The sequence below is a fragment of the Rhodoferax ferrireducens genome, from assembly GCF_003347515.1.
Classification (GTDB): domain Bacteria; phylum Pseudomonadota; class Gammaproteobacteria; order Burkholderiales; family Burkholderiaceae_C; genus Rhodoferax.
Map to the genome: position 1 here is coordinate 43694 of NZ_QEII01000303.1, position 26958 is coordinate 70651.

Annotated in this window: 24 protein-coding genes; 12 read left to right on the plus strand and 12 right to left on the minus strand. The window is 61.1% G+C overall.

The features are described 5' to 3' along the window. Positions 1–25 precede the first annotated feature (25 nt). The 5 genes from pqqA to C5P05_RS23430 form a co-directional block, all read right to left on the minus strand. Positions 26–100: a pyrroloquinoline quinone precursor peptide PqqA gene (gene pqqA / locus C5P05_RS23410; protein WP_068167214.1), complete on the minus strand. Its 75-nt coding sequence runs from the start codon at positions 98–100 to the stop codon at positions 26–28. 280 nt (positions 101–380) lie between these two features. After that, positions 381–1370 (minus strand): FAD:protein FMN transferase, encoded by a 990-nt coding sequence (locus C5P05_RS23415; protein ID WP_114972269.1) that lies wholly within the window; start codon positions 1368–1370, stop codon positions 381–383. Beyond that, the gene (locus tag C5P05_RS23420) at positions 1370–3514 is read right to left on the minus strand and encodes a 4Fe-4S binding protein (RefSeq protein ID WP_114972270.1); all 2145 of its coding nucleotides are present in this window, start codon (positions 3512–3514) and stop codon (positions 1370–1372) included. The genes C5P05_RS23415 and C5P05_RS23420 overlap by 1 nt, the downstream gene beginning before the upstream one ends. A 41-nt stretch (positions 3515–3555) precedes the next feature. Beyond that, the gene (locus C5P05_RS23425) at positions 3556–3933 is read right to left on the minus strand and encodes a c-type cytochrome (RefSeq protein ID WP_114972384.1); all 378 of its coding nucleotides are present in this window, start codon (positions 3931–3933) and stop codon (positions 3556–3558) included. 44 nt (positions 3934–3977) lie between these two features. Next, positions 3978–6053, minus strand: a complete 2076-nt coding sequence (locus tag C5P05_RS23430) for a TonB-dependent receptor family protein (RefSeq protein WP_198674840.1) — start codon at positions 6051–6053, stop codon at positions 3978–3980. A 462-nt stretch (positions 6054–6515) separates the two neighbouring features. Between C5P05_RS23430 and C5P05_RS23435 the strand changes: the two genes are divergently transcribed. Further along, on the plus strand, positions 6516–8255 hold the full coding sequence (locus C5P05_RS23435) for a PQQ-dependent methanol/ethanol family dehydrogenase (protein WP_114972272.1): 1740 nt from the start codon (positions 6516–6518) through the stop codon (positions 8253–8255). An 81-nt stretch (positions 8256–8336) separates the two neighbouring features. On the opposite strand, the gene C5P05_RS23440 is transcribed toward C5P05_RS23435, so the two are convergent. The 6 genes from C5P05_RS23440 to C5P05_RS23465 form a co-directional block, all read right to left on the minus strand. After that, positions 8337–9338, minus strand: a complete 1002-nt coding sequence (locus C5P05_RS23440) for a tripartite tricarboxylate transporter substrate binding protein (RefSeq protein WP_114972273.1) — start codon at positions 9336–9338, stop codon at positions 8337–8339. 19 nt (positions 9339–9357) lie between these two features. Then, positions 9358–10230, minus strand: coding sequence for an ABC transporter permease (locus C5P05_RS23445; RefSeq protein ID WP_114972274.1), 873 nt, complete (start codon positions 10228–10230; stop codon positions 9358–9360). Further along, positions 10227–11417, minus strand: coding sequence for a branched-chain amino acid ABC transporter substrate-binding protein (locus C5P05_RS23450; protein ID WP_114972275.1), 1191 nt, complete (start codon positions 11415–11417; stop codon positions 10227–10229). The genes C5P05_RS23445 and C5P05_RS23450 overlap by 4 nt, the downstream gene beginning before the upstream one ends. An 8-nt stretch (positions 11418–11425) precedes the next feature. Beyond that, positions 11426–12412: a PQQ-dependent catabolism-associated beta-propeller protein gene (locus C5P05_RS23455; protein ID WP_114972276.1), complete on the minus strand. Its 987-nt coding sequence runs from the start codon at positions 12410–12412 to the stop codon at positions 11426–11428. Beyond that, the gene (locus tag C5P05_RS23460; protein ID WP_114972277.1) at positions 12409–13146 is read right to left on the minus strand and encodes an ATP-binding cassette domain-containing protein; all 738 of its coding nucleotides are present in this window, start codon (positions 13144–13146) and stop codon (positions 12409–12411) included. The genes C5P05_RS23455 and C5P05_RS23460 overlap by 4 nt, the downstream gene beginning before the upstream one ends. Positions 13147–13310: 164 nt before the next feature. Then, positions 13311–15395, minus strand: coding sequence for a sigma-54-dependent Fis family transcriptional regulator (locus C5P05_RS23465; protein ID WP_114972278.1), 2085 nt, complete (start codon positions 15393–15395; stop codon positions 13311–13313). Between the two features lie 256 nt (positions 15396–15651). Between C5P05_RS23465 and pedF the strand changes: the two genes are divergently transcribed. The 9 genes from pedF to C5P05_RS23510 all read left to right on the plus strand — a co-directional run bounded on the left by pedF (position 15652) and on the right by C5P05_RS23510 (position 24385). After that, a complete protein-coding gene (pedF, locus tag C5P05_RS23470; protein WP_114972279.1) occupies positions 15652–16146 on the plus strand; it encodes a cytochrome c-550 PedF in 495 nt (164 codons plus the stop codon). Positions 16147–16202: 56 nt separating this feature from the next. Continuing rightward, positions 16203–17066, plus strand: coding sequence for a substrate-binding periplasmic protein (locus C5P05_RS23475; protein WP_198674841.1), 864 nt, complete (start codon positions 16203–16205; stop codon positions 17064–17066). 203 nt (positions 17067–17269) lie between these two features. Further along, positions 17270–18316 (plus strand): L-glyceraldehyde 3-phosphate reductase, encoded by a 1047-nt coding sequence (gene mgrA / locus C5P05_RS23480; protein ID WP_114972280.1) that lies wholly within the window; start codon positions 17270–17272, stop codon positions 18314–18316. 1 nt (position 18317) lies between these two features. Beyond that, the gene (locus C5P05_RS23485) at positions 18318–19010 is read left to right on the plus strand and encodes an AraC family transcriptional regulator (protein ID WP_114972281.1); all 693 of its coding nucleotides are present in this window, start codon (positions 18318–18320) and stop codon (positions 19008–19010) included. Between the two features lie 118 nt (positions 19011–19128). Continuing rightward, the gene (locus C5P05_RS23490) at positions 19129–20001 is read left to right on the plus strand and encodes a DMT family transporter (RefSeq protein WP_114972282.1); all 873 of its coding nucleotides are present in this window, start codon (positions 19129–19131) and stop codon (positions 19999–20001) included. A 57-nt stretch (positions 20002–20058) separates the two neighbouring features. Continuing rightward, positions 20059–21261, plus strand: a complete 1203-nt coding sequence (locus C5P05_RS23495) for a threonine ammonia-lyase (protein WP_114972283.1) — start codon at positions 20059–20061, stop codon at positions 21259–21261. 15 nt (positions 21262–21276) lie between these two features. Continuing rightward, positions 21277–21825 (plus strand): DUF1003 domain-containing protein, encoded by a 549-nt coding sequence (locus tag C5P05_RS23500; RefSeq protein ID WP_198674842.1) that lies wholly within the window; start codon positions 21277–21279, stop codon positions 21823–21825. A gap of 67 nt (positions 21826–21892) precedes the next feature. Next, positions 21893–22033 (plus strand): hypothetical protein, encoded by a 141-nt coding sequence (locus tag C5P05_RS34075; RefSeq protein ID WP_198674843.1) that lies wholly within the window; start codon positions 21893–21895, stop codon positions 22031–22033. A gap of 468 nt (positions 22034–22501) precedes the next feature. Then, complete coding sequence (locus C5P05_RS23510) at positions 22502–24385, plus strand: phosphoenolpyruvate carboxykinase (GTP) (RefSeq protein ID WP_114972285.1); 1884 nt, start codon at positions 22502–22504, stop codon at positions 24383–24385. A 154-nt stretch (positions 24386–24539) separates the two neighbouring features. Here C5P05_RS23510 and C5P05_RS23515 read toward each other — a convergent pair whose 3' ends face one another. Beyond that, complete coding sequence (locus C5P05_RS23515) at positions 24540–24959, minus strand: hypothetical protein (protein WP_114972286.1); 420 nt, start codon at positions 24957–24959, stop codon at positions 24540–24542. A gap of 126 nt (positions 24960–25085) precedes the next feature. Here C5P05_RS23515 and C5P05_RS23520 point away from each other — a divergent pair, with 126 nt between their 5' ends. Next, positions 25086–26042, plus strand: a complete 957-nt coding sequence (locus tag C5P05_RS23520) for a LysR family transcriptional regulator (RefSeq protein WP_114972287.1) — start codon at positions 25086–25088, stop codon at positions 26040–26042. Positions 26043–26077: 35 nt separating this feature from the next. After that, positions 26078–26944 (plus strand): metallophosphoesterase, encoded by an 867-nt coding sequence (locus tag C5P05_RS23525; RefSeq protein ID WP_114972288.1) that lies wholly within the window; start codon positions 26078–26080, stop codon positions 26942–26944. Positions 26945–26958 lie beyond the last annotated feature (14 nt).

Here is a 26958-nt window from a genome sequence, read left to right on the forward strand (position 1 = left end):
AGGGTGCAGGCCTCGCTCAGTCGAATCATCGGTTGGCGATGTACATCGTGATTTCAAAACCGAAACGCAGATCGGTGAAAGCGGGTGTGGTCCATTGCATGAGAGTGCTCCTTGTCGTGGTTAAGTGAATCAAACCGCATTCCCGAATTGAATGAAAGAAAAAGGAATACGGTCTGTTATTCAACAGCAATTTTTGGGCCATAGCAAGTACCCGCTGAAATCGACGCCCCCACCAGGAATTCAGGACGTCCAGGCACCTTGCGCCCCCTTTGGACAAGGTCACGCTCGTGAACGGCCTTCGCCTGCCATCCGCTCTGGGAGAGCAGTGTTCAATCCTGAGACATCGAACACCGGGTTAATACGGAGCGTGCAAACCCAAGTCAGGCCGCTTTCAATTGCAGCCCGGGCGTTGCCTGCCAATGCCCGGCCTTGTCCACCACCAGCACGTCCACCTGCCACGCCCGCGCCAAACGCAAGGCGCCATGGAAGCCGGCGACGAACATGACTTTGGTCAACGCATCGGCCAGGGCGCAACTGGGCGCCGCGACGGTGACGCCCGCCAGTTCGCTCGGCGAATAGCCCGTGTGTGGATCAAAAATATGGTGGTGTCGCCGGTCCGGGCTGAAAGTGCATTCGTTGTCTGCGGAGGTGGCCATGCTGCGCCCGTCCATCGCCAGCCGGGTCAGAAGCATCTGTTCATGGCGCGGATCGGCGATCCCCAGCAACCAGTCACGTTGCGGTTCGGGGCGTCCCAAGGCCGTCCACTCCCCGGTATTGACCAGCGCCTGGCGCATGCCGTGGGCCTGCAGTTGGGCTCGCACCAGATCGGCAGCGAAGCCCTGGGCGATGCCGTTGAGGGTCACGCCCATGCCGGGCCGGCGCAGGCGGATCTGGTCGTTTGAAATTTCCAGCCCTTGCCAGCCGACGGCGGCACGGGCCTTCGCCACGGCCGTGGCCGACGGCAGGGTGCCCTGGCGCCGGGCGGTTTCAAAGACACTCCACAGCGGTTGCACGGTTACGTCGAACGCGCCTGCGCTGCGCGCGGAAACGGTTTGCGCGAGCTGGAAAATCTTGACCAGATCCGGGTGGGGGGAAGTCAACACGCCATCCCGGTTGAGTCGGCTGATCGCGCTGCCCGGGTCGAACAAGCTCATGTGGGCTTCGACATGGCGGACGGTGCTCACCGCCGCATCCAGCGCCCGTTCGGCCCGCGCGCCCTCGGCATGGGCCACGCGCAAGGACAACACCGTTCCCAGTCCGGTCAGGGTGCGCTCATGCCATGGCAGCGCAGCGCCCGCTCGGGATGTCGCGCCGACCGCATGGGCGGCGGCCACGCCCAAGCTGGTTTGCAGGAAGACACGACGCTTCATCAGAACTCTCCTTGAACCGCGGGACGGGCTTCACGTACCGGCACGATAGGAATGACAGGCGGGCGATTCGATTTGCGGCTTTTGGCGATCAGGGGCACGCACAGCTGCTCGCTCTGGTAGATGGCGACACAGTCCAGACACTGGAAGCATTCGTCATAGTCGATCGCGCCTTTTTTGTCGATTGCCTGGTAGCTGCAATCGTTGCGGCAGCGCTGGCACGGTTGCCCGCACTCGCTGCGTCGCGGTAGCCAGTCGATGCGGCGCAAGCGCCCCAGCAGGGCCATGCCCGCACCCAAGGGGCACAGGTAACGGCAGTAGCTCTTGTAAACAAAAGCACTGAGCAACACCATGACGCCCGCCCACACCACAAAAGGCCAGGCCCGGTCGAACACCAGGGTGATGCTGGTTTTGAATGGTTCGACTTCCACCACGCGGTCCGTCCAGGGCACGGAAAAACAGGCAAGCACCAGAATGCCGGCCAGCACGGCGTACTTGACCCGTTTGAGCCTGGCGTCGACGCGGTCCGGAACCTGCATCGGACGGATGCCCAGGCGCCAGGCCAGCTTGCTCACCAGCTCCTGAAGGGCGCCGAACGGGCAGAGCCAGCCACAGAAGGTGCCACGACCCCAAAGGAAAAAAGTGACGATGACGAAAGCCCACAACAGCACCGTCATCGGGTCATAAAGAAAGAAGCTCAAACTGCGCCCGGCAATCACAGCCTGCAGCAGCGCCGTGATGTTGACGATGGACAACTGGCCCTGGGCGTACCAGCCGATGAAGCCGAGGGTGAACAGGAGATAGCCGGTGCGGAAATAAGCCAGTCGGCGTGGGCTGTGAGACAGCCCGATCTGTTGGCGCAAGGCCCACGTCAGCGCCGCGAGCGCCAGGACCAGCACCACCAATTCGCCGCGGCGCCCGGTCCAGATCGAGTGCCAGGTCTTGTTGTCGGCGCTCGCCGCTTCGAAATAGGGCTCAGGCAACTGCGCGCCGAAGGCAAAGCTCTTTCGCACGCGTTCGGGATAAATCATGCCCTTGCTGCGCGTGACGTGCAGCTCGAAATCCAGCGCCTGGGCCGGGTCCAGCCCCGCCGGTGCAATCACGCGAAACACCCGCCACGGCGCGGCTCGCAGGGGCGGCGGCAGCTTCAGGCGGGTGTCGAGATCGAGGTCGCGGATTTCCAGCGGCAAGCTCTGCTGGTGCAGGGTCACGCGGTCCGGCACGGCGCCGCGGACAAAGTCCTCGCCCAATAGGGAATAACGACCACTGCCGAGCACCAGCAAGGCCTGCTCGCCCGGCTCCAGGCGTCGCTGCAGATATTGCCAGGCGTCTGGTGTCATGAGGTTACGCCCGACCGACGGAACGTTCAGGTAAGCGACATAGAGGTCGATGAAATTCGCGTCCGGCGCCAGTCTGGCCTCGGCGTCCAGCCCCTCTCCCACGGTGCCGACAAAGGCCTGATCAATGTCCCGGTTCCGGAACGTCTTCCTGGTGATGAGACCGGCGTTGACCAGGGCCTCCCAGTCCATGGGTGCGAACACATCGGGTTTGATGCGCGCCACCAAGTCGGGGTCACGACCTTCGGCGTAGCCCAGTTTGGCCCGCGCCACCTTGAGCGCTGATGACAGCAGGCTCTGATTGAGAATGCGCACCGAGGCCGTGGCTTTCGACACGCCATCGATGTAGACGTTGGCGCTGCCAACTTTATTGGCACTGTTCAGGTTGGAGCCGATCTTGATGTTCTGCATCAGCGAGAGACCCTGGTACTGCTCCACGAAGCGCAGCATCGGCCCTTCGCCCAGGCCGTCCAGAAACACCGGCTCGTGTTGCGACAGCACCTTGACGTTCATGAATTCGCCTTTGGCACTGAGCATGACCAGCAGATTGAACGGTGTTCCCGAAAAGCCGGGAATCGGTGCCAGATCGATCGACTCGAAAACATAGGCAACGATGGGGGTCGCCGTGCCATCCTGCTTCAGGAGCGGCCAGACCGGAACCCCCTGCTCTTTCTCGCCGACGATCAAGGGCGACGGGAAGGCCTTCAACATCGACTCCCGTGTCATCACGCCCGCATGGGCCGGCCCGCAGACCAGCAGTGCAGCCACCCACAATGCGATGACCTTGCAGAAGTCAATTGAAAGGCGCATTGATACAGGCGGCCTCGGACTGGGGGCGATGCGCTTGCTGGCTAATGGGAAAGAATCCAGAACACCAGCTGGCGGGCATCGCCTTCCGAGATGGCCACCGCGTTGGGCGGCATGGCGATGCCGGCAGCCTTGTTCTTCCAGTGGCTGGCGTAGGGGTTGGAGCCTTCCAGGACGATGCGGGTCAGGAATTCAGCGGCGCCGGGCTTGCCTTTGTACTGAACAGCAACGTCTTCCCACGCCGGGCCGACGGGCTTGCTGCCATCCTTGGCGTCCAGGTGCTTCAAGGTGTGGCAGGTGAAGCAACCGGCATTGGATGCCATCTTCTTGGCTTTCTCATCGTTGGCCTGGTCTGCCATGGCAGAGACCGAAGTGAGCATGACAAGGCCGGTGAGGCCTGCGAGTAGAGTGCGATGGATCATGGTGATGTTCTCCGATTGATGAAAAAAATGTAGGCCCTGCTCATTCACAGCGGCAAGACCAGGCGCATTCCTAGCGTCCAGTTCCGACCCGGCGCCGGCTCATAGAACTGGGACAAGGCCTGGTTGACAATCACCGAGCCGACATAGCGCTCGTCGCTCAGGTTGTCGATGCGGGCATAGGCCGTCAGGCTGCCGGCGCCCACGGCCCAGCCGTGACTGGCCTTCAAATTCACGGTGTAGTAACCATCGGCCGATGCGGTATTGGTGTCGTTGGCATACAGCCGGCCGGCCTGGGTGAACTCAAGACCGGCCTGGGTGCCCAAACCCCTGTCTTTTTTGCTGCCGGTCATAGGCTGGCCCGTCCACAACAGTTCCGAGAAAAGAAAGCTCTGGGGAATGCCGGGAATCTTGTTGCCGGACGCCACCGTGGTGCTACCACTGGTGAAGGTCTGCGAGAAGCTCGCGTCAATCCGCGAGGCCGCCAAGGTGGCTCGCACATGCGGTGTCAACAAGGTGCTGCCGGAGAGCTCCCAGCCGGTTCGTCGGGTCCCGGGCGCGTTCTTGAACGTGGAGTTTCCGCCGTTGCTGCTGGCCACCACCAACTCATCGCTTGAATCGATCTGGAACAACGTGAAATCCAGCCGGGATTGAGGACCTGGCGCCCACTTCGCACCCAGCTCGTAATGCTGGCTGCTGGAAGCATTCAAGGTGCTGTTGAAGCCCGGCGTGCCACCGCCACTGTAGGCCACCTCGGCCAGGGTCGGGCTCTCGAAACCCTTGCCGTAATTGGCATACAGGTTGAGGCTGTCCGTGGGGTGGTAGGTGAGCCCCAGCACCGGGCTGCCGGCCTGGTAGCGCGTCGCGCCGGAACCGTCGCCATCGCTCAGGTAATTGTCATCGCTCGTGAAGCGGACGGTGCTGTAGCGCAGACCGGCCACCACCGAGATCTTGTCCGACATCAAGGCGGTCGCCTGGACAAACAGATCGCTGTTTTCGGCCTGGTTGTCCTCGTTGCGGGTGGTGGACCTTTTCTCGCCCAATGCCGCAACGCCGCCCTGGCGCGTTTCCCGGGAACGGTCAAACTCGTAGCCCGCCACCCATATCACCGGTGTGCCGCTGATGTGGGTCTGTGCGTTGTACTGCAGGCCGGTGCCATAGTAGGCCCGCGCCAGTCCTACCCAGGCGCCGGTTGCGCCCAGGCTCTGGTATTGAAGATTGTCCCGCGTGCCATAGTAAAGGCGAGCCGTCACGGAGCGATCGCTGTCAATGGTGTGGACCAGCGAGCTGCCGAGCTGATTCTGCAGCACGACCTTGCGCACACCACGGCTGACGGCGTTGTTCCCCGCCTGCGCCGGATTGGCAGCCACCTGCGCGGCGGTAAGCCCAAGCGGGTCTTGTGCCAGGGGCATGTCGAACTGGTTGAACACCACGTTCACGTGGGTTTTCTCGCCGGCGTCAAAGCTCAGTTTTCCATTGAACTGTTTGCGCTCGGTCTTGCTATGGTCGCGGTAGCCATCGGTGTCAAAGGTGCTGTAGTCGGCCACCAGACCGTAGTCACCGACACGCCCGGCGTATTGCCAGTCGGCGCGGCGCAGGCCGAAGGAGCCGGTGTAGTACTGCGCGTCGAATTCCGGCTGTGCGGGTGCGTCTCGCGTGAAGGCCTGGATCACGCCGCCGGCCGAGTTGCCGTACAGCTGCGCCAGCGGGCCGCGCAACACTTCGATGCGATCGGTGGAGGTCAGGCTGATGGAGGAGCCTTGGCCCTGGCCGTCCGGCGTGGTGGCGGGAATGCCGTCCACCAGCAAGCGGATGCCGCGGATGCCGAAAGCCGAGCGGGCACCAAAGCCGCGGATGGACACCTGCAGATCCTGCGCGTAGTTTTGCCGGTTCAGAATCGTCAGGCCGGGCACCCGGTTCAGCGACTCCGACAGGTTGACTTGAGGGCCGGCATTCTCGATCGTGTCCCGATCGATCGACTGGATGGCGGCCGGCGCATCAAAGCTGCGTTGCTCGGCACGCGAGGCGGACACCACGACATCCGCCAGGGTCTGGGCATGCAGCCCCGCATGACCGGCGGAGGTCACGGCCAGCGTGAACGTTGTTTTGACAAGCAAAGCCATTTGCTTTTTCTTACTGACTTGACGCATATCACTTTCTCGATCAATCACTTGATCACATACCCACTGAATAGGACTACTCCTGACTGCCATTCAAATTGAAGAAGACGGCAATCTTCCTTTTCACAGCAATATTCAGGCCAAATCAAATAGGACGCTGGCGTGGCATTCCTCTACCCGGAGTCAGGCTTCTTCGTGCGCATGGATCACCTTGGGACAGGCGTGCGGGCGTTGTTCCTGTTCGCGTGCCACTTGTGTTCAGAACACGTGTTCACGATTGACACAGTCTGCAGGGTTAACGCGAATACGACAAACGCGAAATGCAGTCTCGATGTGGGTTGGCGCAGGAAACTTAAGCTTGGTTAAGAGTCGCGAGATAGATCGGCACGATCTTTGCAATCCGATGGCTTGGAGTTTCAAATTCCTTCAACCCCGTTTCAGTATTGACACAACAAGGAGACACACATGCGCTTGAAATTATTGGCCACCCTGATGGCTTTCGGATTTGCGGCAGGGACGGCTCAAGCCGTTGTCACGCAGAAGATGATTGACGACGACGCGGGCGAAACCAAAGACGTTCTCTCGTGGGGTATGGGGAGCCAGGGCCAGCGCTTCTCGCCGCTCAAACAGGTCAACGCCCAGAGCATCAAAAAATTGGTACCGGCCTGGAGCTTCTCTTTTGGTGGAGAAAAACAGCGTGGCCAGGAATCACAGCCCGTGATTCACAACGGCAAGATGTTCGTGACGGGTTCCTACTCCCGAATTTTTGCACTCGACATCAAGACCGGTGCCAAGCTGTGGAAATATGAGCACCGTCTGCCCGAAGGCATCATGCCCTGCTGTGACGTGATCAACCGCGGCGCGGCGCTGTTCGACAACCTGGTCATTTTCATGACGCTGGATGCGCAGATTGTGGCCCTCGACCAGACCACCGGTGATGTCGTCTGGAAGGAAAAAATTGAAGACTACGCTTCGGGCGCATCCGCTTCCGCGGCACCACTGATTGCAGGTGGCTTGCTGTTGACCGGCATTTCCGGCGGCGAGTTTGGCGTGGTCGGACGCGTTGAGGCGCGCAACCCCAAGACCGGCCAGCTGGTATGGAGCCGTCCCACCGTGGAAGGCCACATGGGTTACACCTATGACGCGGATGGCAACAAAAAAGAGAACGGGATCTCGGGCACTTTGAACAAATCCTGGGCCGGCGATCTGTGGAAAACCGGTGGCGCAACCACCTGGCTGGGCGGCACTTACGACGCCAAGACCGGACTGGCGTATTTCGGCACCGGCAACCCGGCGCCGTGGAACAGCCATTTGCGCAAAGGCGACAACCTGTTCTCCTGCTCCACTGTGGCGATTGATATCAAGACAGGCCAGATCAAGTGGCACTACCAGAACACGCCCAACGATGCTTGGGATTTCGATGGCGCAAACGAGTTCGTGACCTTCGACATGGACGGCAAACGCGTGGGCGGCAAGGCTGACCGCAATGGCTTTTTCTATGTGAACGACGCCGAAACCGGCAAGCTTCTCAATGCCTTTCCGTTCGTCAAGAAAATCACCTGGGCCACGGGCATTGACCTGAAAACAGGCCGTCCCAACTTTGTGGCCGAGAACCGCGCGGGGGACCCCACCGCCAGTGCCGACCATAGCAAAGGCAAGTCTGTGTTTACCGCGCCAAGTTTCCTGGGCGGCAAGAACCAGATGCCGATGGCTTACAGCCCCGCCACCAAGCTGTTTTATGTACCGTCCAATGAATGGGGTATGGACATCTGGAACGAGCCTGTGACCTACAAAAAAGGTGCGGCATACATGGGCGCCGGCTTCACCATCAAGACGCCGGGCGAAGGCCCTATCGGCGCACTGCGCGCTGTGAATCCGAAAACTGGCAAGATCGTATGGGAAGTACCCAACAATGCGCCGCTGTGGGGTGGTGTGCTGACGACCGCTGGCAACCTGGTGTTTTGGGGCACGCCTGAGGGCTTCCTAAAGGCGGCTGATGCGACGACCGGCAAGGTCGTCTGGGAATTCCAGACTGGCTCTGGCGTTGTAGCGCCTCCCGTCACTTACGATATTGATGGCGAGCAGTATGTCGCCGTTGTGTCCGGTTGGGGCGGCGCCGTTCCGCTGTGGGGTGGCGACGTCGCCAAGAAGGTCAGCTTCCTCGAACAGGGTGGTTCGGTGTGGGTGTTCAAGCTCGTGAAATAAGTACCGGTTTGAACTGAAGAATGCCGCCTTCGGGCGGCATTCTGCTTTTTACAGACCGCCGAAGCGGCCGGTTCGTACGGATCAATTGGGTACGCGGGTTTGACCGAGTCGTTCGACCGAGCGTTTCTCGGCGGCATAGGTTTCGCGCATGAAGCGGCCATACTCCTCAGGCCCCAGGTAGTTGAGTTCCTGGTCGTATTTAGCAATTTCCTTGCGATGACTCGGCTCGTGCATGGCGGCCTTGAAGGCTTCATGCAAGGTGCGGACAACCGACGCAGAAAGCCCGCGTGGCCCGACGATGCCGTAGGGTGACATGGCAACCACGCCCAGGCCCAACTCCTTCATGGTCGGGGTCTCGGGCCATCGTTTGCTGCGGCCCTCGCCGAAGGTGGCCAGCAGCCGCAGCTTGCCTGACTCCACATAGGGCGCAAAACCGGTTGAATTGACCCCCACCATCAACTGACCCGAGGCCACCGCCACCATTTGCTCGACGGTCCCCTTGTAGGGCACATGCACATAGGTGATGCCCTGTCGATCCATCAGTTCTTGCATGGCCGTGTGCGGCGTCGTCCCAATCCCATTGGAGCCGACCGTCAGCTCACCCGGGTGAGCGCGGCCCCAGTTCAGCAGGTCCGCCACCGAGCGGAACGCGCTGCCTGCCGGCACGACGATGCCAAAGGTGTAGCCTGATATCTGAAGAATGGGGGTGGTGTCGCGAATGGGGTCCCACAACACATTCTGCGTGTGCACGATGCGAAACACGGGCTGCGGCATTTGCGCCAGCGTGTAGCCGTCGGGCTTGGCCGTCTGCAGGGTGGACATGGCCATGGTTCCGCCGGCGCCAGGACGGTTTTCCACCACCACGGGCTGGTGCAAGTATTTGCCGGCCTCCTCGGCCAGGATGCGCATTGAAATATCCGTGGAGCCCCCCGCAGGCCATGGCACAACCAGTGTGATGGGGCGTTGCGGATAAGGCGGCTCTTCCGCCACGCTCGACATCGCCGACATCGTGACGCCCAGACCGAACATGCCTGCCAAGGTGCCCAGGCACTGGCGTCGATTGGATGTGTTTCCCGTTTTCATTCTTTAGATTCCGTTGTCATCATTGCGCACCGCCCGGACCGCGCTTTGCCAGGGCGCCAAAGCCACGCTGCGGGTCGTAGCCCCAGCACGCCAGGCCAAAGCACAGCAGCAAGGTGCCCAAGACCACCCAGGGCGCACTGCCGGGGTCCTTGCCGTAGAGGGCAAAACGCATCCACTCAATCGCAAAACTGAAGGGGTTCAGGCCTGCCAGCTGGTACACCCACTCGGCGCCCGACTCCTGCAGCTTCCACAGCGGGTACAGCGCGGTGGAGATGAAGTACATGGGGAAAATGACAAAGTTCATGGTGCCGGCAAAATTCTCCAGTTGGCGAATATGCACGCTCAGCAGCAGGCCAATCGAGCCCAACATCAAGGCGCCGCAGATCAGCGCCAACAGAAAATGCGCCAGCTGCGTGCCCAGCAGCGGCAGCTGCGTGCCCAGCAGGGCGGCGACGATGAGGAATGCCAGCACCTGAATCAGCGAGAGCACCGTCGTGGCGATGAGCTTGCAGGCCAGCACCCACCAGCGCGGCAGCGGTGCCGTCAGCAGCAGCCGCATCAGCCCCATCTCGCGGTCATACACCATGGCGAGTGAGGATTGCATGCCGTTGAACAGCAACACCATGCCGATCAGACCCGGCGCAATGTACTCGTCGTAGGTGATGTAGGTGTCATAAGGATCGACCACGGCCACGCCAAAGACATTGCGAAAGCCGGCTGCGAAAACGACCAACCACAGCAGGGGCCGGACCAGTGCCGACAACAGACGGCCGTATTGGCGCGAAAACTTGAACAGCTCGCGTCCCACGATGGCCTGCAGCGCGAGCAGCGCATGCTGCCACCCCACCATGGCGCGAGGTGGCTGGTCCGAGGACGGTGGCGCGGTTTTCATGGGCGGTTCGGGCAGCGTTTTTCCGTGCTGTCCGTCCCCAGGGTATCGAGCGCGTTGCGCGGGTGAAGAACGCCGTCCACGGGCGCGGTGCCGATCACGCCCTGCCCATCGGTGAGCAGCATGGTCTGCTGCAACTGGCCATCCCAGGGCCTGAATTGCATGGACACGCCTTTGGAGCCGTCCAGACTCAGCTGGTTCAGCGCCGCCAGCAGCTCGGCGCCTCCGGCCTTGTTGAGGCCGGTCGCCGCCAGGCTGATGGCCTTGCCAGCCATCCAGCTGGCCCAGTCTTGCTGGGTCATGGCGCGTTTAAAGGTCTTGGCCATGCGCCGTGAGACCTGGGGTGCGCCATAGCGTTCAAATTGTGCATGCCAGCCCAGTGCCACCAGACCGGCGTCGCCGACGACCGGTCTGGCGGCCATGGTGTTGTAGGGCAGTGTGCGGGCGAATTCGCCATCGGCGTCGACCACCCAGACGACGTCATAGCTGACGCCGCCAGTAAGCAATTTCGGATTGGCCAGCTCACGTTCGCGAGGATCGGTTGACAGTTTGAAGGGTCGCTCAACCACCACCTTGAGTCCATAGCGGCGCAGGCTGGCCTGTACCGTGGCGGCCCTGGCCCGGTCATCGTCGGACGGTCCGGCCAGCACCAACACCTGGGACCATTTACGCGACACCAGCGTCTGCGACAGCGCGTCGGCGCGCATGCGATCGCTGGGCAAGGTGTGCAAGAGGTTACGCCGGCATTGCGCTTCGCGCAGACTGTCAGCGCCCGAGCCGACATTGATAACCGGTACTTTGACAGCCGCCGCGATGGCATTGACCCAGCTCGCCGGCAAGTTCACCACGAGGGCTTGGTGACCGGCCTTCTCGGCCTGCTGGGCTGCCGCGCGCGCGGATTCAAGAGTGGCCACGCTTTGGGCCTTCCAGTTGATCTGCGTGCGGGCCGCCTCAAGCTCGAACCGGGCATCGTCCAGCGCCTGCGTCCAGCCGTCGGCAGCGGGGCCTCCCGGGTGGCCCAGATAAGCGCGATCCAGGCGTTGTCTTTCAAGTGCGGGGGAGTTCTGCTCTTCCAGCAAGGTCACATTCCAGCTCGCCGCCTGCGCGATGGCTCCGGCCAGCGTCAATACGCTGGCCGCCAGGAGGCGGCCGGCTGATCCGGTCAATTGATCAGGCGACGAAAAAGCCATTGAGCGCTTCAATCCGTCAACACCACAGTATGCGGCACACGCCCCACCGGCACACTGACCAGGGCCTTGGCCTTGCCGGTATCGATCACCGTCATGTCGTCGGACAGGCCGTTGACCACATAGAGCTTCGATTCATCCGCGCTCAGCGCCAGACTCCAGGGGCGCTTGCCCACAAGAACCTGGTCCGTTATCTGACGACTTGCGACATCGATGAAAGCAATATGGTTGGCCCGGCCCATGGTGACGTAGGCCCGCTTGCCGTCCTTGGTCATGAGCAGGCCCACGGGCGTGATGTCGGTCGAACGTGCGCCCTTGAGCTTCAGCGCGATGGTTGCAATCACGCTGTAGTCCTTGAGCGAAATTACGCTCACGCTTGCACCCAGCTCATTTGTGACCCACAACTCCAGTCCGTTGGGCGTGATGGCAAACCGGCGCGGACGTTTGCCAACGGCAATGTTTTTCTTGATGGTTTTGCTGGCGACATCCACCACATGAACCATGTTGGCGACTTCTGAGGTCACAAATACAGTCGAACCGTCCGACGAAACCTTGACGCCTTCGGGCTCCTGCCCGACCTTGACCTGGCCGGTTATCTTGCCGTCGCTCGCATTGACGAAGCTCAGTTCGGCATCGTCTTCATTGGATACAAAGAAGGTCTTGCCGTCGGGTGACATGTCAAAGATTTCAGGGGCGTCGCCCATCGGAACGCGACGCACCGACTTGCGCGTGGCCAGGTCAATCACGTCGGCGGCATTGGAGTCACTGCAGGCCACCAGCAACTGTTTGCGATCAGGACTGAGCTGCATGTGACGCGGACGCTTGCAGGTGGGCACCGTGCCCGTCACCTTGCCCTGAGCCAAATCCACCAGTGCGATGGAATTGCTTTTCTCACTGGACACCCAGGCCAGGCTTTGCGCGTGGACGGTGATGGCGCCCAACAGGCACAGCGACAGTGACAGTGACAGGACGCGTAGCCGATACGGGTTGGCAATCATGCATTTTCCTTTTGGCGGGAGGGTTGGCAAATCTGAATGAAGCCCTGCTCCAGGGTGTCGGCACCCCATTGCTGCGTGACTTCGAGGGGCGTGCCGGAAGCGATCAGGTTGCCGTGGTTGAGCACCAGCACCCGGTCCGCCTGTTCAGCTTCTTCGACCAGATGCGTGGCCCACAGCACCATGCAGTGATGCTCGCGCACCTGGGTTTGGACCGCTTGCAACAGGTCACGGCGCGACTTGGGATCGAGTCCGACGGTGGGCTCATCCATCAGGATGAGGGACGGCCGATGCAGCAGCGCTCGCGCCAGCTCAACCTTGCGCCGGTTCCCGCCCGACAGCTCGCGGATGGGACGCTCCCAGGCGTCCTCCAGACCCAGCTGCTGCAGAAGCGCCTGCGCTTGGCCTTGTGACTCGCGCCAGCGAAGACCATGCAGCTGGGCATGAAACTTGAGGTTACGCCAGACTGACAGATCCAGGTCCAGCGCCTGCTGCTGAAACACGACCCCCAAACGGGCCAGCACTTTTTTCGGCTGATGACGCAGTGAGATGCCAAACAACTCAACATCGCCAGCGTCGGGCGCAAACAGCCCGGTCAATACCTGAAAAAGTGTCGACTTACCGGCGCCATTGGGACCCAGAAGCGCACAAAATTGTCCAGACTGAATGTCGAGAGACAGCTGGTTCAAAGCGACCTGATGGCCGTAGCGCTTGCTGATATGCTTAATCGACAGCATGGCCTAACCGGGGGTAAACCAGTATTCGGTATGTTGCGATATGGAGCACATGGTTCTGCCAATTTTCATATTCTTGAGGTGGACACCTATCCGCACATTTCATGCCAAGACCTCCCGCACCGGCCTCGCCTGACCGATGATTCACCCCGTCATGCGCCAACAGCTCACTCCTTTTTATTGAGCTTTCGATAAATCGTGTTGCGGCTGATGTTCAACATCTTGGCCGCCGTTGACACATTCCCTGCGCAGGCTTCCAGGGCACGCCGGATCGTCGCGATTTCCACCTGCTCCATGTTGTCCATTGTGGAAGGCGACAACGCGGGCATGCTCGGCACACCCCATCGGCCGCTTAACTCGAAGGTGGCGGGCGGTGACTCGGTCGACTGTGACGATGAAGCTGACGAGGCCGCATCGAACTTCAGGGACACCTCGGTGATCAACATGGAAAGTTCTTCAAGAAAATCGTCGGCAAGGTGCTCCGCGGTTATTTCGTGGGTATCACTGGCCATGATGGCGGCGGTCTTGAGCACGTTGTTCAGCTGCCGGAGATTGCCAGGCCAGGAATAACGCTGAAAGGCCTCCATCAAGGTCGGCTGGATGGACAGGGTGCGATGGGGCGCCAACTCGCGCAGGATTCTTTGGCACAGGGGCGCCAGGTCGGTTCGCTCGCGCAAGCGTGGCAGCCTGACTGAAATGCCATTGATCCGGTAGTACAGGTCGTCCCGAAAACCGCGTTGATCGATCAACTCGCGCAGGTTGCGGTGGGTCGCGCAAATCAGGTTGATGTCGATATCCATGGGGCGGTGCCCGCCCAGCGGAACCACCTTGCGCTCCTGCAAAACCCGCAGCAATCGCGCCTGCAGCGACAAGGGCATGTCACCAATTTCATCGAGAAAAAGCGTGCCACCATTCGCCTGCAAAAGCTTTCCGGCCGCCCCCTTGCGCTTGGCGCCGGTGAATGCGCCTTCCTCGTAGCCAAAGAGTTCCGATTCGATCAGTTGCTCGGGTATCGAAGCGCAATTGATGGCCACAAACGGGCGCTCCCGACGCTGGCTGAATTGGTGGATGGCATTGGCGAGGAGCTCTTTTCCGGTACCCGTTTCTCCCAGGATCAATATCGAAATATCCTTGTCGATGACATGCCGGACTTTCTGGGTCACCGATCGGACATGCGCATCGCCGAAGTCCAGCTCGTCCAGCTGGTAGGCTGCTTTTCTGACGCCGGGCGTGGCGTTCTGTTGCGTCAAGGCGGGTGCCGACAGAGCGGGGGAAGAACGCGAGTGACTAAACTGCGGGTTCAAGGTATTCGCGGACATGGCCGCCTCGTTCCAGCTGACGCGAACGAAAAGCTCCTTGCCGTTGGACTGGTACATTTTCAGCGGTGTAAACATTGCGAGCCGCAGCTTGTCCATGAGCTCCCCGAAGCCCAGCCCAAAGAGCATGCGCAGGCCCTGGATGCGCAAAGCCGATGCGCTGATCTCAAGAATCTTCAGGCCCGCGCGGTTGGTGCCAAGGATCTTGCCATCCTCGCCGAAGGCGATGATGCCTTCTTCCGCCGTGCCGATCAGATCCGACTGGGTGTGAAAGTGCATTTGCAGTGATTGCCGGAATTTGTCGCGAAACCAGTGGTTTTCAATGGTTCGTGCACACATCTCCACCAGCATCATGGTGTGGGGATGAAAGGAGCGCCGGTCGCCAGAAACGTCCAGCACACCAATCACATTTCCGGAGTGATCCATGATCGGCGAGGCCGCGCAGGAAAGAAAATGATTGGATTGAATGAAGTGCTCGTCGCCATGCACAAAGATGTCGGTTTCCAGGATCAGGGCCGTGCCCACGGCATTGGTTCCTTTTGACGATTCAGCCCAGGTGACGCCCGGACGCAAGGCAACCCGTTCTGCATGTTCGATGAAAGTACTCTGGCAGCGGGTGCGCAAAATGGTGCCTGTGCCATCGGTCAAAACAATCATGCTGCCAAAATCACCGACGCGTTTGCCAAGCATTTCCACGACCGAGGTTGCCTGCGCAATCAGGCGTGCATTGCGCTCAAGCGTGATGCGAAAGTCGGCCAGAATTTGAGCGGAAAAATCACAGGGCTCAAGAGACTTCAAGCCGAGAAACTTGCAGCGATCATGCGATTCAAGGATGAGTTGATTGTGAGAACCCAGTCGCGCATCCAGCCCATACTCCGTATAGGCTACAGGCGTCGATGAGGCATCGAGCGTGGCATTTTCAAATGACGCGGTCATGAACTGGTCTCCTGTTCGGGTAATCCCGTATAGCTATGGCTGACTACTGTTGCGTCTTGTCGCGAATTGGATCAACGTAACAGCTTGGGCGCTTTTCTACGCTGTGCACCGGGGTGCTCATCTCACGCGCGGAACGCAATAAACCGCAGTGTACGAGTTGTGGAATCAGCCCGCTATCGGTATTTTCGCCGTATTCGTCAACTGGCATAGTAGTTGCAGTTAAGTCGGTCTGTGTCAACTCCACCTAATCCGGACCATGAAAACTCACTTCAAATTTCCAACGCTTTCTTCAGGCTCTCTTGCGGCAGTGTTGCTGTCGCTCTCATGTGCGGCCTGGGCTCACGGCGACGTAACACCCCAAGCCGTCGACACCTCAACCTTGCCACCGCTAGGCGCTGCCTGGAAAAATGAGAACCCCTACCGGAGCAATGCTGCAGCCATCAAAGTTGGTACATCTGCTTACACCCAGAACTGCGCCCGCTGCCACGGGCTGGATGCCATCTCGGGCGGCATCGCACCCGACCTGCGCAGGCTTGACAACGAATGTTCCACCCAAAAAGACGTCAAGAAACAGGCCATGTGCGTGCGTGATGTCGACGAATATTTTCTCGGTAAATTCCGCCGCGGCGTGACACGCAACGGCGCCGTCTACATGCCTCCGTTTGAAGGTATCCTGAACCAGGAAGCCGCTTGGTCCATCAAGAGTTATCTTGAAACGCGTCGGGAAAAACCATTGCTTGCGACCAAGTGATGGCGGGGCGACAGGAACGCATCATGGTCTCAAACTGTTTTGACAAGGTGATTGATATGACAAATGAAACCCGGTTACAAAGCGTGAGTCGCCGCAAGCTGCTGCAAGCAGGCGCCCTCTTGCCCTTGAGTGGCGCCATGGCCTGGGCGCAGGCCCAGGAATCCGACGCACTGACACGGATTCGCAAGCGCGGGAGCCTCATCGTCGCGGTGTACAACGCTATGCCGCCTTTCAATGTGGACGGCAGCGGCATTGATGTGAAGATTGCCGCGCAGCTGGCCCTGACGCTGGGGGTCAAACTGAGCCTGCTGCCCTTCAATGCGGGCGAAAACATGGAGGACGATCTCCGCAACATGGTCTGGAAGGGTCATTACCTCGGCTTTGGCCCGGCTGATGTTCTGCTGCATGTTCCGGTGGACAAACCCCTCATGGACAGTCAGTCCCAAGCCTTGATTTTTGCCCCCTATTACCGGGAGGTTGTTTCCGTGGCCTACCGTGTCGACCGTGTTCCCAAGCTGGAAAGCCTGGCCGATCTAAAAGACAACAAGGTGGCCGTCGCCGGCCAGACGCTGGCGGGCTGGCTGTTGATCGGCGCTGACGGCGGCGCCTATCGGGAACAGCTGATGACCCGCATGGACGATGGCGCGGCGGCGGCCCGCCTGCTCTTGTCCGGCGAGGTGTCCGTCGCGGCAGGCAATGCATCGGAACTGCACAGTGTGTTGAAAGGCGACAAGCAATACCGGGTTATCCCCATGCCCATCCCTCGCGCACCCCGCAGCGGTTGGGCCGTGGGCATGGCCGTCAAAAAGAATTCGACAGAATTGGCCCGTGTACTGCAATCTGCAGTCAACGACATGTCCAAGGATGAACGGATGACCCAAATATTTGCCGAGCAGGGCGTGCCGTGGGGCGCGGCGTGAATCCAGAACGGGCTTGAACCCGGGCGGGCGCGCAGGGCGAGAGGGAAGGCAGACTTTGCGGGGATGGACGGCTTGCGCAGGAAGCCGGTATTTGGCGAAAATGAGTTGATTTCGCCCTCTTGTTAGCTATTTATTTGATAGCTGCCTGCGCTTATTATTCGCGGGCTAGAGGCCATTTTCACTCAAACCCTGCGAATACCGACATGAGCTACCGCGCCAACCCTACCCGCTACGAAACCATGCCCTACCGGCCCTGCGGTCGCAGTGGCCTCAAACTACCGGCCGTCTCGCTGGGCTTATGGCACAACTTTGGCGACACCACGCCGATGGCCACCCAGCGCGAGATGTTGCGCACCGCCTTTGATCTGGGCATCACGCACTTCGACCTGGCCAACAACTACGGCCCGCCCTACGGCAGTGCCGAAACCAATTTCGGCGAGCACCTGCGGCGCGACTTCAAGCCCTACCGCGACGAACTCGTCATCTCCAGCAAGGCCGGCTGGGACATGTGGTCCGGCCCTTACGGCCAGGGCGGCGGCTCGCGCAAGCATGTGCTGGCCAGCCTGGATCAGAGCCTCAAACGCATGGGCTTGGACTATGTGGATATTTTTTATTCGCACCGCTTCGACCCGGACACACCGCTGGAAGAAACCATGGGCGCGCTGGCCAGTGCGGTGCAGCAGGGCAAGGCCTTGTACGTGGGCGTCAGCAGCTACTCAGCCGCCAAGACGCGTGAAGCCGCAGCCATTCTTCGTTCCATGGGCGTGGCGCCGCTGATCCACCAACCGTCCTACAGCCTGCTGAACCGCTGGGTTGAAGAGGACTTGCTGGACGCGCTGGCCGACACCGGCATGGGCTGCATCGCCTTCAGCGCGCTGGCGCAGGGCCTGCTGACGAACAAGTACCTGAACGGCATTCCCGAGGATGCCCGCATCAACCGACCCGGCGGCGGCTCGCTCAAGGCAGAACACCTGAGCGAACAAAACCTGACGCATGTGCGTGCCCTGAACGAGATCGCCCAGGCACGAGGACAAAGCCTCGCCCAGATGGCCACCGCCTGGGTGCTGCGCGATGCGCGCGTGACCTCGGCGCTGATCGGCGCCAGCCGGCCGGCGCAAATCACCGAGCTGGCCGGTGCATTGCAAAACCTGCAATTTTCCGCCGAGGAATTGGCCGCCATCGACCAGCATGCGGTGGAGGGCGGCATCAACCTGTGGCAGCGCCCCTCGACCGACCAGCGTCCGGCTTGACATGCGCCCCGCCAACGGCGCGCTGTCGCTGCGCGAGTACGGGCCATCGCCCGGCAGCCATGCACACGACCACTTTCAGGTGCTGTTAGGCCTGCAAGGCGAGCTGGAGCTGGAAGTTCAGGGCAAAGGCCAGCGCATCGCAGTCGGCGAGGGTTGCGTGATTGCGCCGGGCCAGCGCCATGATTTTGAAGCCCGCGCCCATGCCCGCTGCCTGGTGCTGGACACGGCGCACCTCGGGTGGGCCGATTGCACCGGCGCCCCCGCGCACGCCGCTTCGGCGCTGGCGCTGGCGAACTATCTCCAACTGGCCCTGGCGCAAGGCAACACACGGGCGCTTCAATACGGCCCCCTGCTGCTGCTCGATTGCTGGCGCGTCCCCACGCCGGCGCCCGCGCGCAGCCAGCGGCGCATTGACTGGCAGGCCATGGCCGACTGGGCGCAACGGCATTTGCACGAACCCTTGACCGTGGCCGACCTGGCGCAACAAGTGTTTTTGAGCCCCACGCAATTCGCCGTGCGCTGCCGCCGCGAAACCGGCATGAGTGCCATGCAATGGCTGCGCGAGCTGCGCATGACGCGGGCACGCGCGCTACGGGCCACCGGGCTGAGCCTCGTGCAGACGGGGCAACGCTGCGGCTACCAGTCGGCGTCGGCGTTTGCGGCCGCCTGGCGTTCGCAGGGCGGCAAGGCCTGACGGCCAGGAAGTCTTGCCGTCACACGTCGCGACGCTCCTGGACTTCGGCCTTCCAAGCGTCGTTTGGCATCTTCACACCGTCGTTTCGCACTGGGTGACCCGGCTAAGCTCGGTGGACATGAAAGCCAATTTGTACGCGCTTGCCGCCATCGCCCTGTGGGCCTCCCTCGCCGCCCTGGGGCTTTCGCTGCGGCAGCTTCCCCCCTTCTTGCTGACCGGCATTGCCCTGATGATTGGCAGCACACTGGCCTGGCCGTCGGTGTGGAAAGACCCTGCGCAGTGGAAAATCTCGCCGGGCACTTTGGGCCTGGGCGTGTTTACCCTGTTTGGATTTCACTTCCTGCTGTTCATCGCTTTGCGTCTGGCGCCCGCCGTCGAAGTGAACCTGGTCAATTACCTGTGGCCTTTGTTCATTGTGGTGCTGGCACCGCTGTACCTGCCCGGCGTCGCACTGCGCCGCGTCCATGGCCTGGCGGCCCTGATGGGCTTTGTGGGTGCGGCCCTGGCCATATTGGGCGGGCGCGAAACGGCCGTCACCAGCCCCACAGGCTCGCCTTGGGGCGCCGCGGGTCTGGGTTACCTGCTGGCCTTGGGCTCGGCCCTGATCTGGGCCAACTACTCCCTGCAAACCAAGCGCGCGGAGTTGATGGGCCAAGGTTTTCCCACGGCCGCGATTGGTCTGTTTGGCCTGGTGTCGGGCCTGCTGTCCCTGATGTGCCACTGGGTGCTGGAGCCCTCGGTGCACTTGGGTTCGCATGAATGGCTGCTGCTGGCTCTGATGGGCCTGGGGCCTTTGGGTGCGGCATTTTTTCTATGGGACAAAGCCCTGAAGCAGGGGGACATGCGGCATATCGGCATCCTGAGCTATTTGACGCCGCTGGGCTCCACGGTGCTGCTGATGCTGGTCACCAGCCGCGCCTTGAGCTGGAGCATTGCGCTTGCCGCCTTCATGATCATCGGCGCGGCACTGCTGGGGACGCGGCGAAACTGAGTGGGCGGACCCTGCGCCGGCACGCACGTCGTGCCATTTTCATCAGACAATGCGGCCATGATCCAACTCAACGACATCCAAGCCGCCGCCGCACGCCTACAAGGCCAGCTGCTGCGCACGCCCTGCGTGGCGTCCCGAACCCTGTCCGACATCATCGGGGCCCAGATCTTCCTCAAATTTGAAAACCTGCAGTTCACCGCTTCCTTCAAGGAACGCGGCGCCTGCAACAAGCTGGCGCAGCTGACCGAGGAGGAGCGGCATCGCGGCGTGATCGCCATGAGCGCCGGCAACCACGCGCAAGGGGTGGCCTACCACGCCCAGCGCCTGGGATTGCGCGCCGTGATCGTGATGCCGCGCTTCACCCCGGGCGTCAAGGTGGAACGCACCCGCGGCTTCGGCGCCGAGATCGTGCTACATGGCGACACACTGGACGAGGCCAGAGCCCATGCCTTGACGCTGGCCGCGCAGCAGAAGCTCGTTTTTGTGCACCCTTACGATGATGCTGACATTGTGGCGGGCCAGGGCACGGTCGCGCTGGAAATGCTGCAGGACGTGCCCGATCTGGACACACTGGTGGTGGCGGTAGGCGGCGGCGGCCTGATTGCGGGCATGGCCACGGCCGCCAAAGCAATCAAGCCGGATATCGAAATCATTGGCGTGCAAACCGCGCGTTTTCCGGCCATGGTGAACGCCATCAAGGGCACGCACCACCCCCAGGGCAGCAGCAGCATCGCCGAGGGCATTGCGGTGGGCACACCCGGCAAAATCACCCAGGCCATCATCGCGCGCCTGGTCGACGATCTGGTGCTGGTGGACGAAGGTGATATCGAGCAGGCCATCGTCATGCTGCTTGAAGTCGAGAAGACCCTGGTCGAGGGCGCCGGTGCGGCCGGTCTGGCCGCCTTGCTCAAGTACCCGGAGCGTTTCAAGGGCAGGAGAATCGGACTGGTGCTGACCGGCGGCAATATCGACCCGCTGCTGCTGGCTGCCATCATCGAACGCGGCATGGTGCGGGCGGGGCGGCTGGCGCGTATTCGCGTCAGTGCCCGCGACATCCCAGGCTCGCTGGCGAAAATCACCACCACCGTGGCCGAGGCCGGCGCCAACATCAACGAGGTGCATCACCAGCGCGCCTTCACCACACTGGCGGCCCAGAACGTCGAGATTGAACTGGTGATCCAGACACGCGGACCCGAGCACATCGAGGAGGTGTTGGCCCAGTTGCTGCGGGCCGGACTTGAGGCGCAGGTGGTTCACTAAGAGAGAGAGACCGCCATGACCGAGACCGCCCATGCCGTAAACGGCGCCTCCTTGCCGCTGGACGACCAGCGTCAACTTAACCTGCTGCGCGCGCACCGCCGTGCCCATCGTCAGAAAGTGTTGGCGCGTCCGCCTGCCGCGCCCGAACTTGTCTTGCCCGCAGCACCCACTCGGGGGCAACGTCTAGCGGATGCGGTGGCGGCCACCATCGGATCGTGGCGTTTCATCATCTTCCAGAGTACAGCCATCGTGCTGTGGATTACCGGCAATGTTCTGACCGGACGCGGCGCCTGGGACCCGTATCCCTTTATTTTGTTGAACCTGTTGCTGTCATTTCAGGCGGCCTACACCGCGCCAGCCATCATGATGAGCCAGAACCGCCAGTCCGAGCTGGACCGCAGACATGCCGAAACGGATTACGAAATCAACGTCAAGGCCGAGCTGGAAATCGAATTGCTGCACGAAAAAATCGACTTCTTGAAGGAGCGGGAATTGGCCGCACTGACAGAAGCCGTGCGTGATCTGTCAGCCCAGCTGGCCGTGCTGTCAAGACGAATCACCTGAGCGTTGAGGAAATAACACCCACATGGGTAAAATTCAATTTTCGACTCTGAACATTCAAGGAATCACCATGTCCACCCCCACGCCCCACAGCGAAGCCCACGAACCTGACGCCGTTGAACGCGTTGTCTCCGCCATGCCGCTCGTTTTGCCCCTGGCCGGCGCGGTGCTGATGTTCCTGCTGGCCTTCATTGCCGTTTACATGGCCTGATCGGCCTCCAGCTTTCTAATTTGTTGATGAGTTTGCTACCCACTGCATAGCAAACATCCGGCTGCACCCTGCGGTAGCCGTATCGCCAGACCTGGTTTCGACCACGCTGGCAAATCCCCCCATCGCCCCCAATCCCCGTATGCCCGGCCTCGTTCCGGCGCGGTATGGGCGCCTGTGTCCGGTCGCTTCACGCCTGTCAAGGCGATATTCACCGCATAAAGTCATGCAAGTTTTGCATATCTTTTCTGTGTAATCGCAAGGTAACCGCCAATCAAGTTCATAAAATCGTCACTCCAGCGTTCTCTCCACCGACGGAATCGTCCGGCAGTGGGGATGGCGAATTTTGGCAAGTGATGAAGCAAGAGCCCGTCTGCAAAAAATCACTTTCTCAAAATGAATGACGGGGGCCCTATGCCGGCTGTGCCCCGTTCATTTTGAAAAGATGATTTTTTATTCTGGAGCACATTCATGAACTCACCTGTAATGCAAGGCCTGAACCTCAACGCCCCAAGCTACGTCAAAAACGCGAACCTGATCGCCTGGGTCGCCGACATGGCCGCGCTCACCAAACCAGCCAACATCTATTGGTGCGATGGCTCTGACGAAGAGTACGCCCGCCTGTGCCAGCAACTGGTGGATTCCGGCACCTTCAAGAAACTCAACGAAGCCAAACGCCCCAACAGCTTTCTGGCTTGCTCCGATCCGAGTGATGTGGCCCGCGTGGAAGACCGCACCTACATCTGCTCGGAGAGATCAGAAAACGCCGGCCCGACCAACAACTGGATGGCGCCGGCCGACATGCGCGTCCTGCTGCAACAAGGCACTGGCGAGACCAAGGCCCTGTTTGATGGTTGCATGAAGGGCCGCACCATGTACGTGGTGCCGTTCTCGATGGGTCCACTGGGCTCGCACATTGCCCACATCGGCATCGAGCTGACCGACAGCGCTTACGTCGCCGTCAACCAGAAGATCATGACGCGCATGGGCAAAGCCGTGTACGACGTGCTGGGCGTGAACGGTGCTTTTGTGCCTTGCATGCACACCGTGGCGGCGCCGCTGGAAGCCGGCCAGACCGACGTGAAATGGCCTTGCAACAAGACCAAATACATTGTCCATTACCCTGAAACCCGCGAAATCTGGTCTTACGGCTCAGGCTACGGCGGCAACGCACTGCTGGGCAAAAAGTGTTTTGCGCTGCGCATCGCCTCCAACATGGGCCGCGACCAGGGCTGGTTGGCTGAACACATGCTGATCCTGGGCGTGACCTCACCCAAGGGCAAGAAATACCACGTCGCGGCGGCCTTCCCCAGCGCCTGCGGCAAGACCAACTTCTCCATGCTGGTGCCGCCGGCCGGTTTTGACGGCTGGAGCGTCACCACGATTGGCGACGACATCGCCTGGATCAAGCCCCATGCGGACGGCAAGATGTACGCCATCAACCCCGAAGCCGGCTACTTTGGCGTGGCACCGGGCACCAACTTCCATACCAACCCCAATTGCATGGCCAGTCTGGACAGGAACGTGATTTTCACCAACGTGGCCCTCACCGATGACGGCGACGTGTGGTGGGAAGGCATGGAAAAAGACGGTGGCGGCGTGCCGGCGCACCTGATCGACTGGCAAGGCAAGGACTGGACGCCCGAGATTGCCAAGGCAACCGGCGCCAAGGCCGCGCACCCGAACTCACGCTTCACCGTGGCTGCCGGCAACAACCCGGCGCTTGACCCGGAATGGGACAACCCCGATGGCGTGGCGATTGATGCCTTTATCTTTGGTGGCCGCCGCTCCACCACCGTGCCACTGGTCACAGAAGCCCGAACCTGGATGGAAGGTGTTTACATGGCCGCCACCATGGGTTCCGAGACCACCGCCGCCGCCGTTGGCCAGATGGGCGTGGTGCGCCGCGACCCGTTCGCCATGCTGCCGTTCTGCGGCTATAACATGAGCGACTACTTCCAGCATTGGCTGGACATGGAGCACAAGCTCGAAGCCTCCGGTGGCACGCTGCCCAGCATCTACTGTGTGAACTGGTTCCGCAAGGGCGACGACGGCAAGTTCGTCTGGCCCGGTTACGGCGAAAACATGCGCGTGCTCAAGTGGATGATCGACCGCCTCGAAGGCCAAGCACAAGGCGCGGACAACCTGTTTGGCGTCAGCCCGACGTATGACGAAATCACCTGGACCGGTCTGGACTTCACCCCTGAGCAGTTCAACACCGTGACCAGCATTGACAAAGCCGCCTGGACCGAAGAACTCAAGCTGCACGCCGAGCTCTTCCAGCAACTGGCCTACCATCTTCCGAAGGAACTCGAAGAGACAAAGGCGCAAATCGAAAAGCGCCTCGCGGCCTGACACGACCCGCAGGAGAAACTGTCAGAGTGCACGATCTGCACTTTGACGGAGAAACCCCCGGGTGAACCACCCGGGCAACAAAAAAGCCACTGAATCCAGTGGCTTTTTTTATAGGCCGCGCAAACTGCGGCAGTGCTGGCGCGCTGGCGTCTTGTCAGGGCTGGTTACGGGTCATGGCGGCGGTCAGATCAGCCATCACGCGCGGGTCGGTCTGGGCGATGGCCCAGAGACGTTCGTCAGCCCGGGTTTTCGCGACACGCTGCGACCAGGCATCCAGAGAACCCACAACCGTCGCCGCCAATCTGCGCGCAGATCCGGCAAACACGGCCACGGCCGTAAAACCGACCAACCACAGGGCGACCCAGGCCGCCAACAAATGGCCATCAGCCCACGTATCAATCAACTGGTCAGCCACCACCACCAGGGCGGAGACCATGGCGGCCAGCAACATGGTGCTCAAGCCTTTGGTGCTGTTAAAGCCTCGGCGCATTTCTCCCAGTGCAGCGGCCGCAGACTCAATGCGGACAACGCCTGGATGCTCCGTGGGGAAGCTGGGTTGTATAAAGCTGGTCATGGTGAAATCCTTCCTTCAATACCCCACCTGAATGGCAGGGATGGTTCGTATATTAGGGTTAATACTGATATTTTCCTAATTTATATTTGTGATGCTATATATTCACATCAGTGATTAATTACTACCATGAGCCCCAACAATTTCCGCACACTTGATCTGAACCTGCTGCGGGTCTTCGACGAAGTAATGACGGAGCGCAGCCTGACCCGGGCGGCGCAAAAACTTTCCATCACCCAGCCGGCCGTCAGCAATGCACTGCGGCGGCTCAGGGAGGCGCTGGGTGACGAACTGATCAAACGCAGTGGTCGGGAGATGGCCCCCACACCCCGCGCCCTGGCGTTGTGGCCGGCCGTGCGCGACGCGCTACGCCAGCTGCAGGAAGTCATTACCCCCAGCAGTTTTATCCCGGCTGAAGCCAACACCACCTTTGTGCTGGCCATGGCAGACGCGACTGCCGCCAAACTGATGCCGGGCGTGGTCGAGGTCATGGACCGCGATGCGCCAGGCATCTCGATCCGCGTGGTGCCACTGACCACCCGCGACCCACGTCATCTGCTGGACGCGGAGGCCGTGGACTTGGCGATTGGCTACTTTCCCGCCGCTTTCGCCGATCTGACAGCGCGGGCGCAGGCCGGTGAAGCGGTCGCCTTCGCGCACCAGCGGCTATACAGCGGCGAATACGTCTGCGTCATGCGTCGTGAGCACCCGCTGGCCAGCGAGCCCCTCACGCTGGACCGCTATTGCGCGGCCCGCCACATGCTGGTGAGTTTTTCCGGCCGCCCGTTTGGGTTCGTTGACGAGGCACTGGCGCTGCTGGGGCGCGAGCGCCGCATCGTCCTCACGGTCAATCAATTCTTTACGGCCGGCAAGGTGGTGGCCCACTCCAATCTGCTGACCGTTCTGCCGCGTCATTTTGTGAACGTCACCGGCTTCGCGGATCAACTGGTGCTGCGGGAGCTGCCCTACCCGGTACCCACGGTACAGGTCGATGCCCTCTGGCACCACCGCGTCCACCGCGTCAGCGCCCATGAATGGCTGCGCGAGACGATCTCAGCGGTGGCGAAAACGGCATTCACCCATTGAGCCCGGCCGCCCCCGCCAGCACGCACAATCACCGAATGAAGATTCAACTCCTGTCAGACCTGCACCTTGAAGTGCACCCGCACTGGGTGGCCACGCCGGCACCGGATGCAGACCTGCTGGTGCTGGCCGGGGACATCGGCTCCTACCAGGCTGGTTCGCTATTGCTTGATCAGGATTTTGGCCTGTCCCGCTTTTCCCCCCGGAACGGCTGGCCCACGCCCGTATTGTTCGTGCCTGGTAACCATGAATACGACACCATGGACTTTGATGTGGCGCACGCGCGCTTGAGGGAAACCTGCGAACGGCTTGGCATCACCTGGCTGGAGCGGGAAGTCATCACCTGGCCGATGGCGCACGACAAAGTCCAGCACAAACCCACACCACCAGCCATACGTTTTATAGGCACCACCCTGTGGAGCGACTTTGATGCGCTCGGTCCGCCTGCTTCGGCCGATGAAACGGCCACCGCCGGGCTGCTGATGCAACAGCTGAAAGCCCGCGACAAGGCGTTTCGCGCCGCCAACTACTACCTGAAGAAGACCGGCACGACCCGACACGGCGCGCCCATGCTGGCCGAGGCCGTGCGTGAGCAGGCCCTGGTGTGCCAGGACTGGTTGACCCGGGCATTGGCGCAACCGTTTGACGGCACGACGGTGGTGGTGACCCATTTCGCGCCCAGCCTCATGAGCGCTGACCCGCGCTACGGTCTCGCCCCGGGCAGCGCCGGCTTCTGCAATGCGCTGGACCACTTGCTGCCGCGCGCGCAGCTGTGGTTGCACGGGCACCTGCACGCACCCAGCGACTACGTCAAAGAGGGTTGTCGCGTCATGGCCAACCCCTTAGGCTACGCCAGAAAAAGCGAGCAGTCGGCTTTTCTATCCGCCTATTGCATTGATCTCTGAGGCCCGCAACGGCC

Bases quoted from the DNA above. Each gene is read 5' to 3' on its own strand.
- C5P05_RS23510 (WP_114972285.1), top strand. From the start codon at position 22,502: ATGAACTCACCTGTAATGCAAGGCCTGAACCTCAACGCCCCAAGCTAC.
- C5P05_RS23485 (WP_114972281.1), top strand. From the start codon at position 18,318: ATGCGCCCCGCCAACGGCGCGCTGTCGCTGCGCGAGTACGGGCCATCG.
- C5P05_RS23415 (WP_114972269.1), bottom strand. From the start codon at position 1,370: ATGAAGCGTCGTGTCTTCCTGCAAACCAGCTTGGGCGTGGCCGCCGCC.
- C5P05_RS23465 (WP_114972278.1), bottom strand. From the start codon at position 15,395: ATGACCGCGTCATTTGAAAATGCCACGCTCGATGCCTCATCGACGCCT.
- C5P05_RS23495 (WP_114972283.1), top strand. From the start codon at position 20,059: ATGATCCAACTCAACGACATCCAAGCCGCCGCCGCACGCCTACAAGGC.
- C5P05_RS23420 (WP_114972270.1), bottom strand. From the start codon at position 3,514: ATGCGCCTTTCAATTGACTTCTGCAAGGTCATCGCATTGTGGGTGGCT.
- C5P05_RS23430 (WP_198674840.1), bottom strand. From the start codon at position 6,053: ATGGCTTTGCTTGTCAAAACAACGTTCACGCTGGCCGTGACCTCCGCC.
- C5P05_RS23515 (WP_114972286.1), bottom strand. From the start codon at position 24,959: ATGACCAGCTTTATACAACCCAGCTTCCCCACGGAGCATCCAGGCGTT.
- C5P05_RS23435 (WP_114972272.1), top strand. From the start codon at position 6,516: ATGCGCTTGAAATTATTGGCCACCCTGATGGCTTTCGGATTTGCGGCA.
- C5P05_RS23490 (WP_114972282.1), top strand. From the start codon at position 19,129: ATGAAAGCCAATTTGTACGCGCTTGCCGCCATCGCCCTGTGGGCCTCC.
- C5P05_RS23445 (WP_114972274.1), bottom strand. From the start codon at position 10,230: ATGAAAACCGCGCCACCGTCCTCGGACCAGCCACCTCGCGCCATGGTG.
- pedF (WP_114972279.1), top strand. From the start codon at position 15,652: ATGAAAACTCACTTCAAATTTCCAACGCTTTCTTCAGGCTCTCTTGCG.
- C5P05_RS23425 (WP_114972384.1), bottom strand. From the start codon at position 3,933: ATGATCCATCGCACTCTACTCGCAGGCCTCACCGGCCTTGTCATGCTC.
- C5P05_RS23475 (WP_198674841.1), top strand. From the start codon at position 16,203: ATGACAAATGAAACCCGGTTACAAAGCGTGAGTCGCCGCAAGCTGCTG.
- C5P05_RS23440 (WP_114972273.1), bottom strand. From the start codon at position 9,338: ATGAAAACGGGAAACACATCCAATCGACGCCAGTGCCTGGGCACCTTG.
- C5P05_RS23455 (WP_114972276.1), bottom strand. From the start codon at position 12,412: ATGATTGCCAACCCGTATCGGCTACGCGTCCTGTCACTGTCACTGTCG.
- C5P05_RS23450 (WP_114972275.1), bottom strand. From the start codon at position 11,417: ATGGCTTTTTCGTCGCCTGATCAATTGACCGGATCAGCCGGCCGCCTC.
- C5P05_RS23520 (WP_114972287.1), top strand. From the start codon at position 25,086: ATGAGCCCCAACAATTTCCGCACACTTGATCTGAACCTGCTGCGGGTC.
- C5P05_RS23525 (WP_114972288.1), top strand. From the start codon at position 26,078: ATGAAGATTCAACTCCTGTCAGACCTGCACCTTGAAGTGCACCCGCAC.
- C5P05_RS23500 (WP_198674842.1), top strand. From the start codon at position 21,277: ATGACCGAGACCGCCCATGCCGTAAACGGCGCCTCCTTGCCGCTGGAC.
- C5P05_RS23460 (WP_114972277.1), bottom strand. From the start codon at position 13,146: ATGCTGTCGATTAAGCATATCAGCAAGCGCTACGGCCATCAGGTCGCT.
- mgrA (WP_114972280.1), top strand. From the start codon at position 17,270: ATGAGCTACCGCGCCAACCCTACCCGCTACGAAACCATGCCCTACCGG.
- C5P05_RS34075 (WP_198674843.1), top strand. From the start codon at position 21,893: ATGTCCACCCCCACGCCCCACAGCGAAGCCCACGAACCTGACGCCGTT.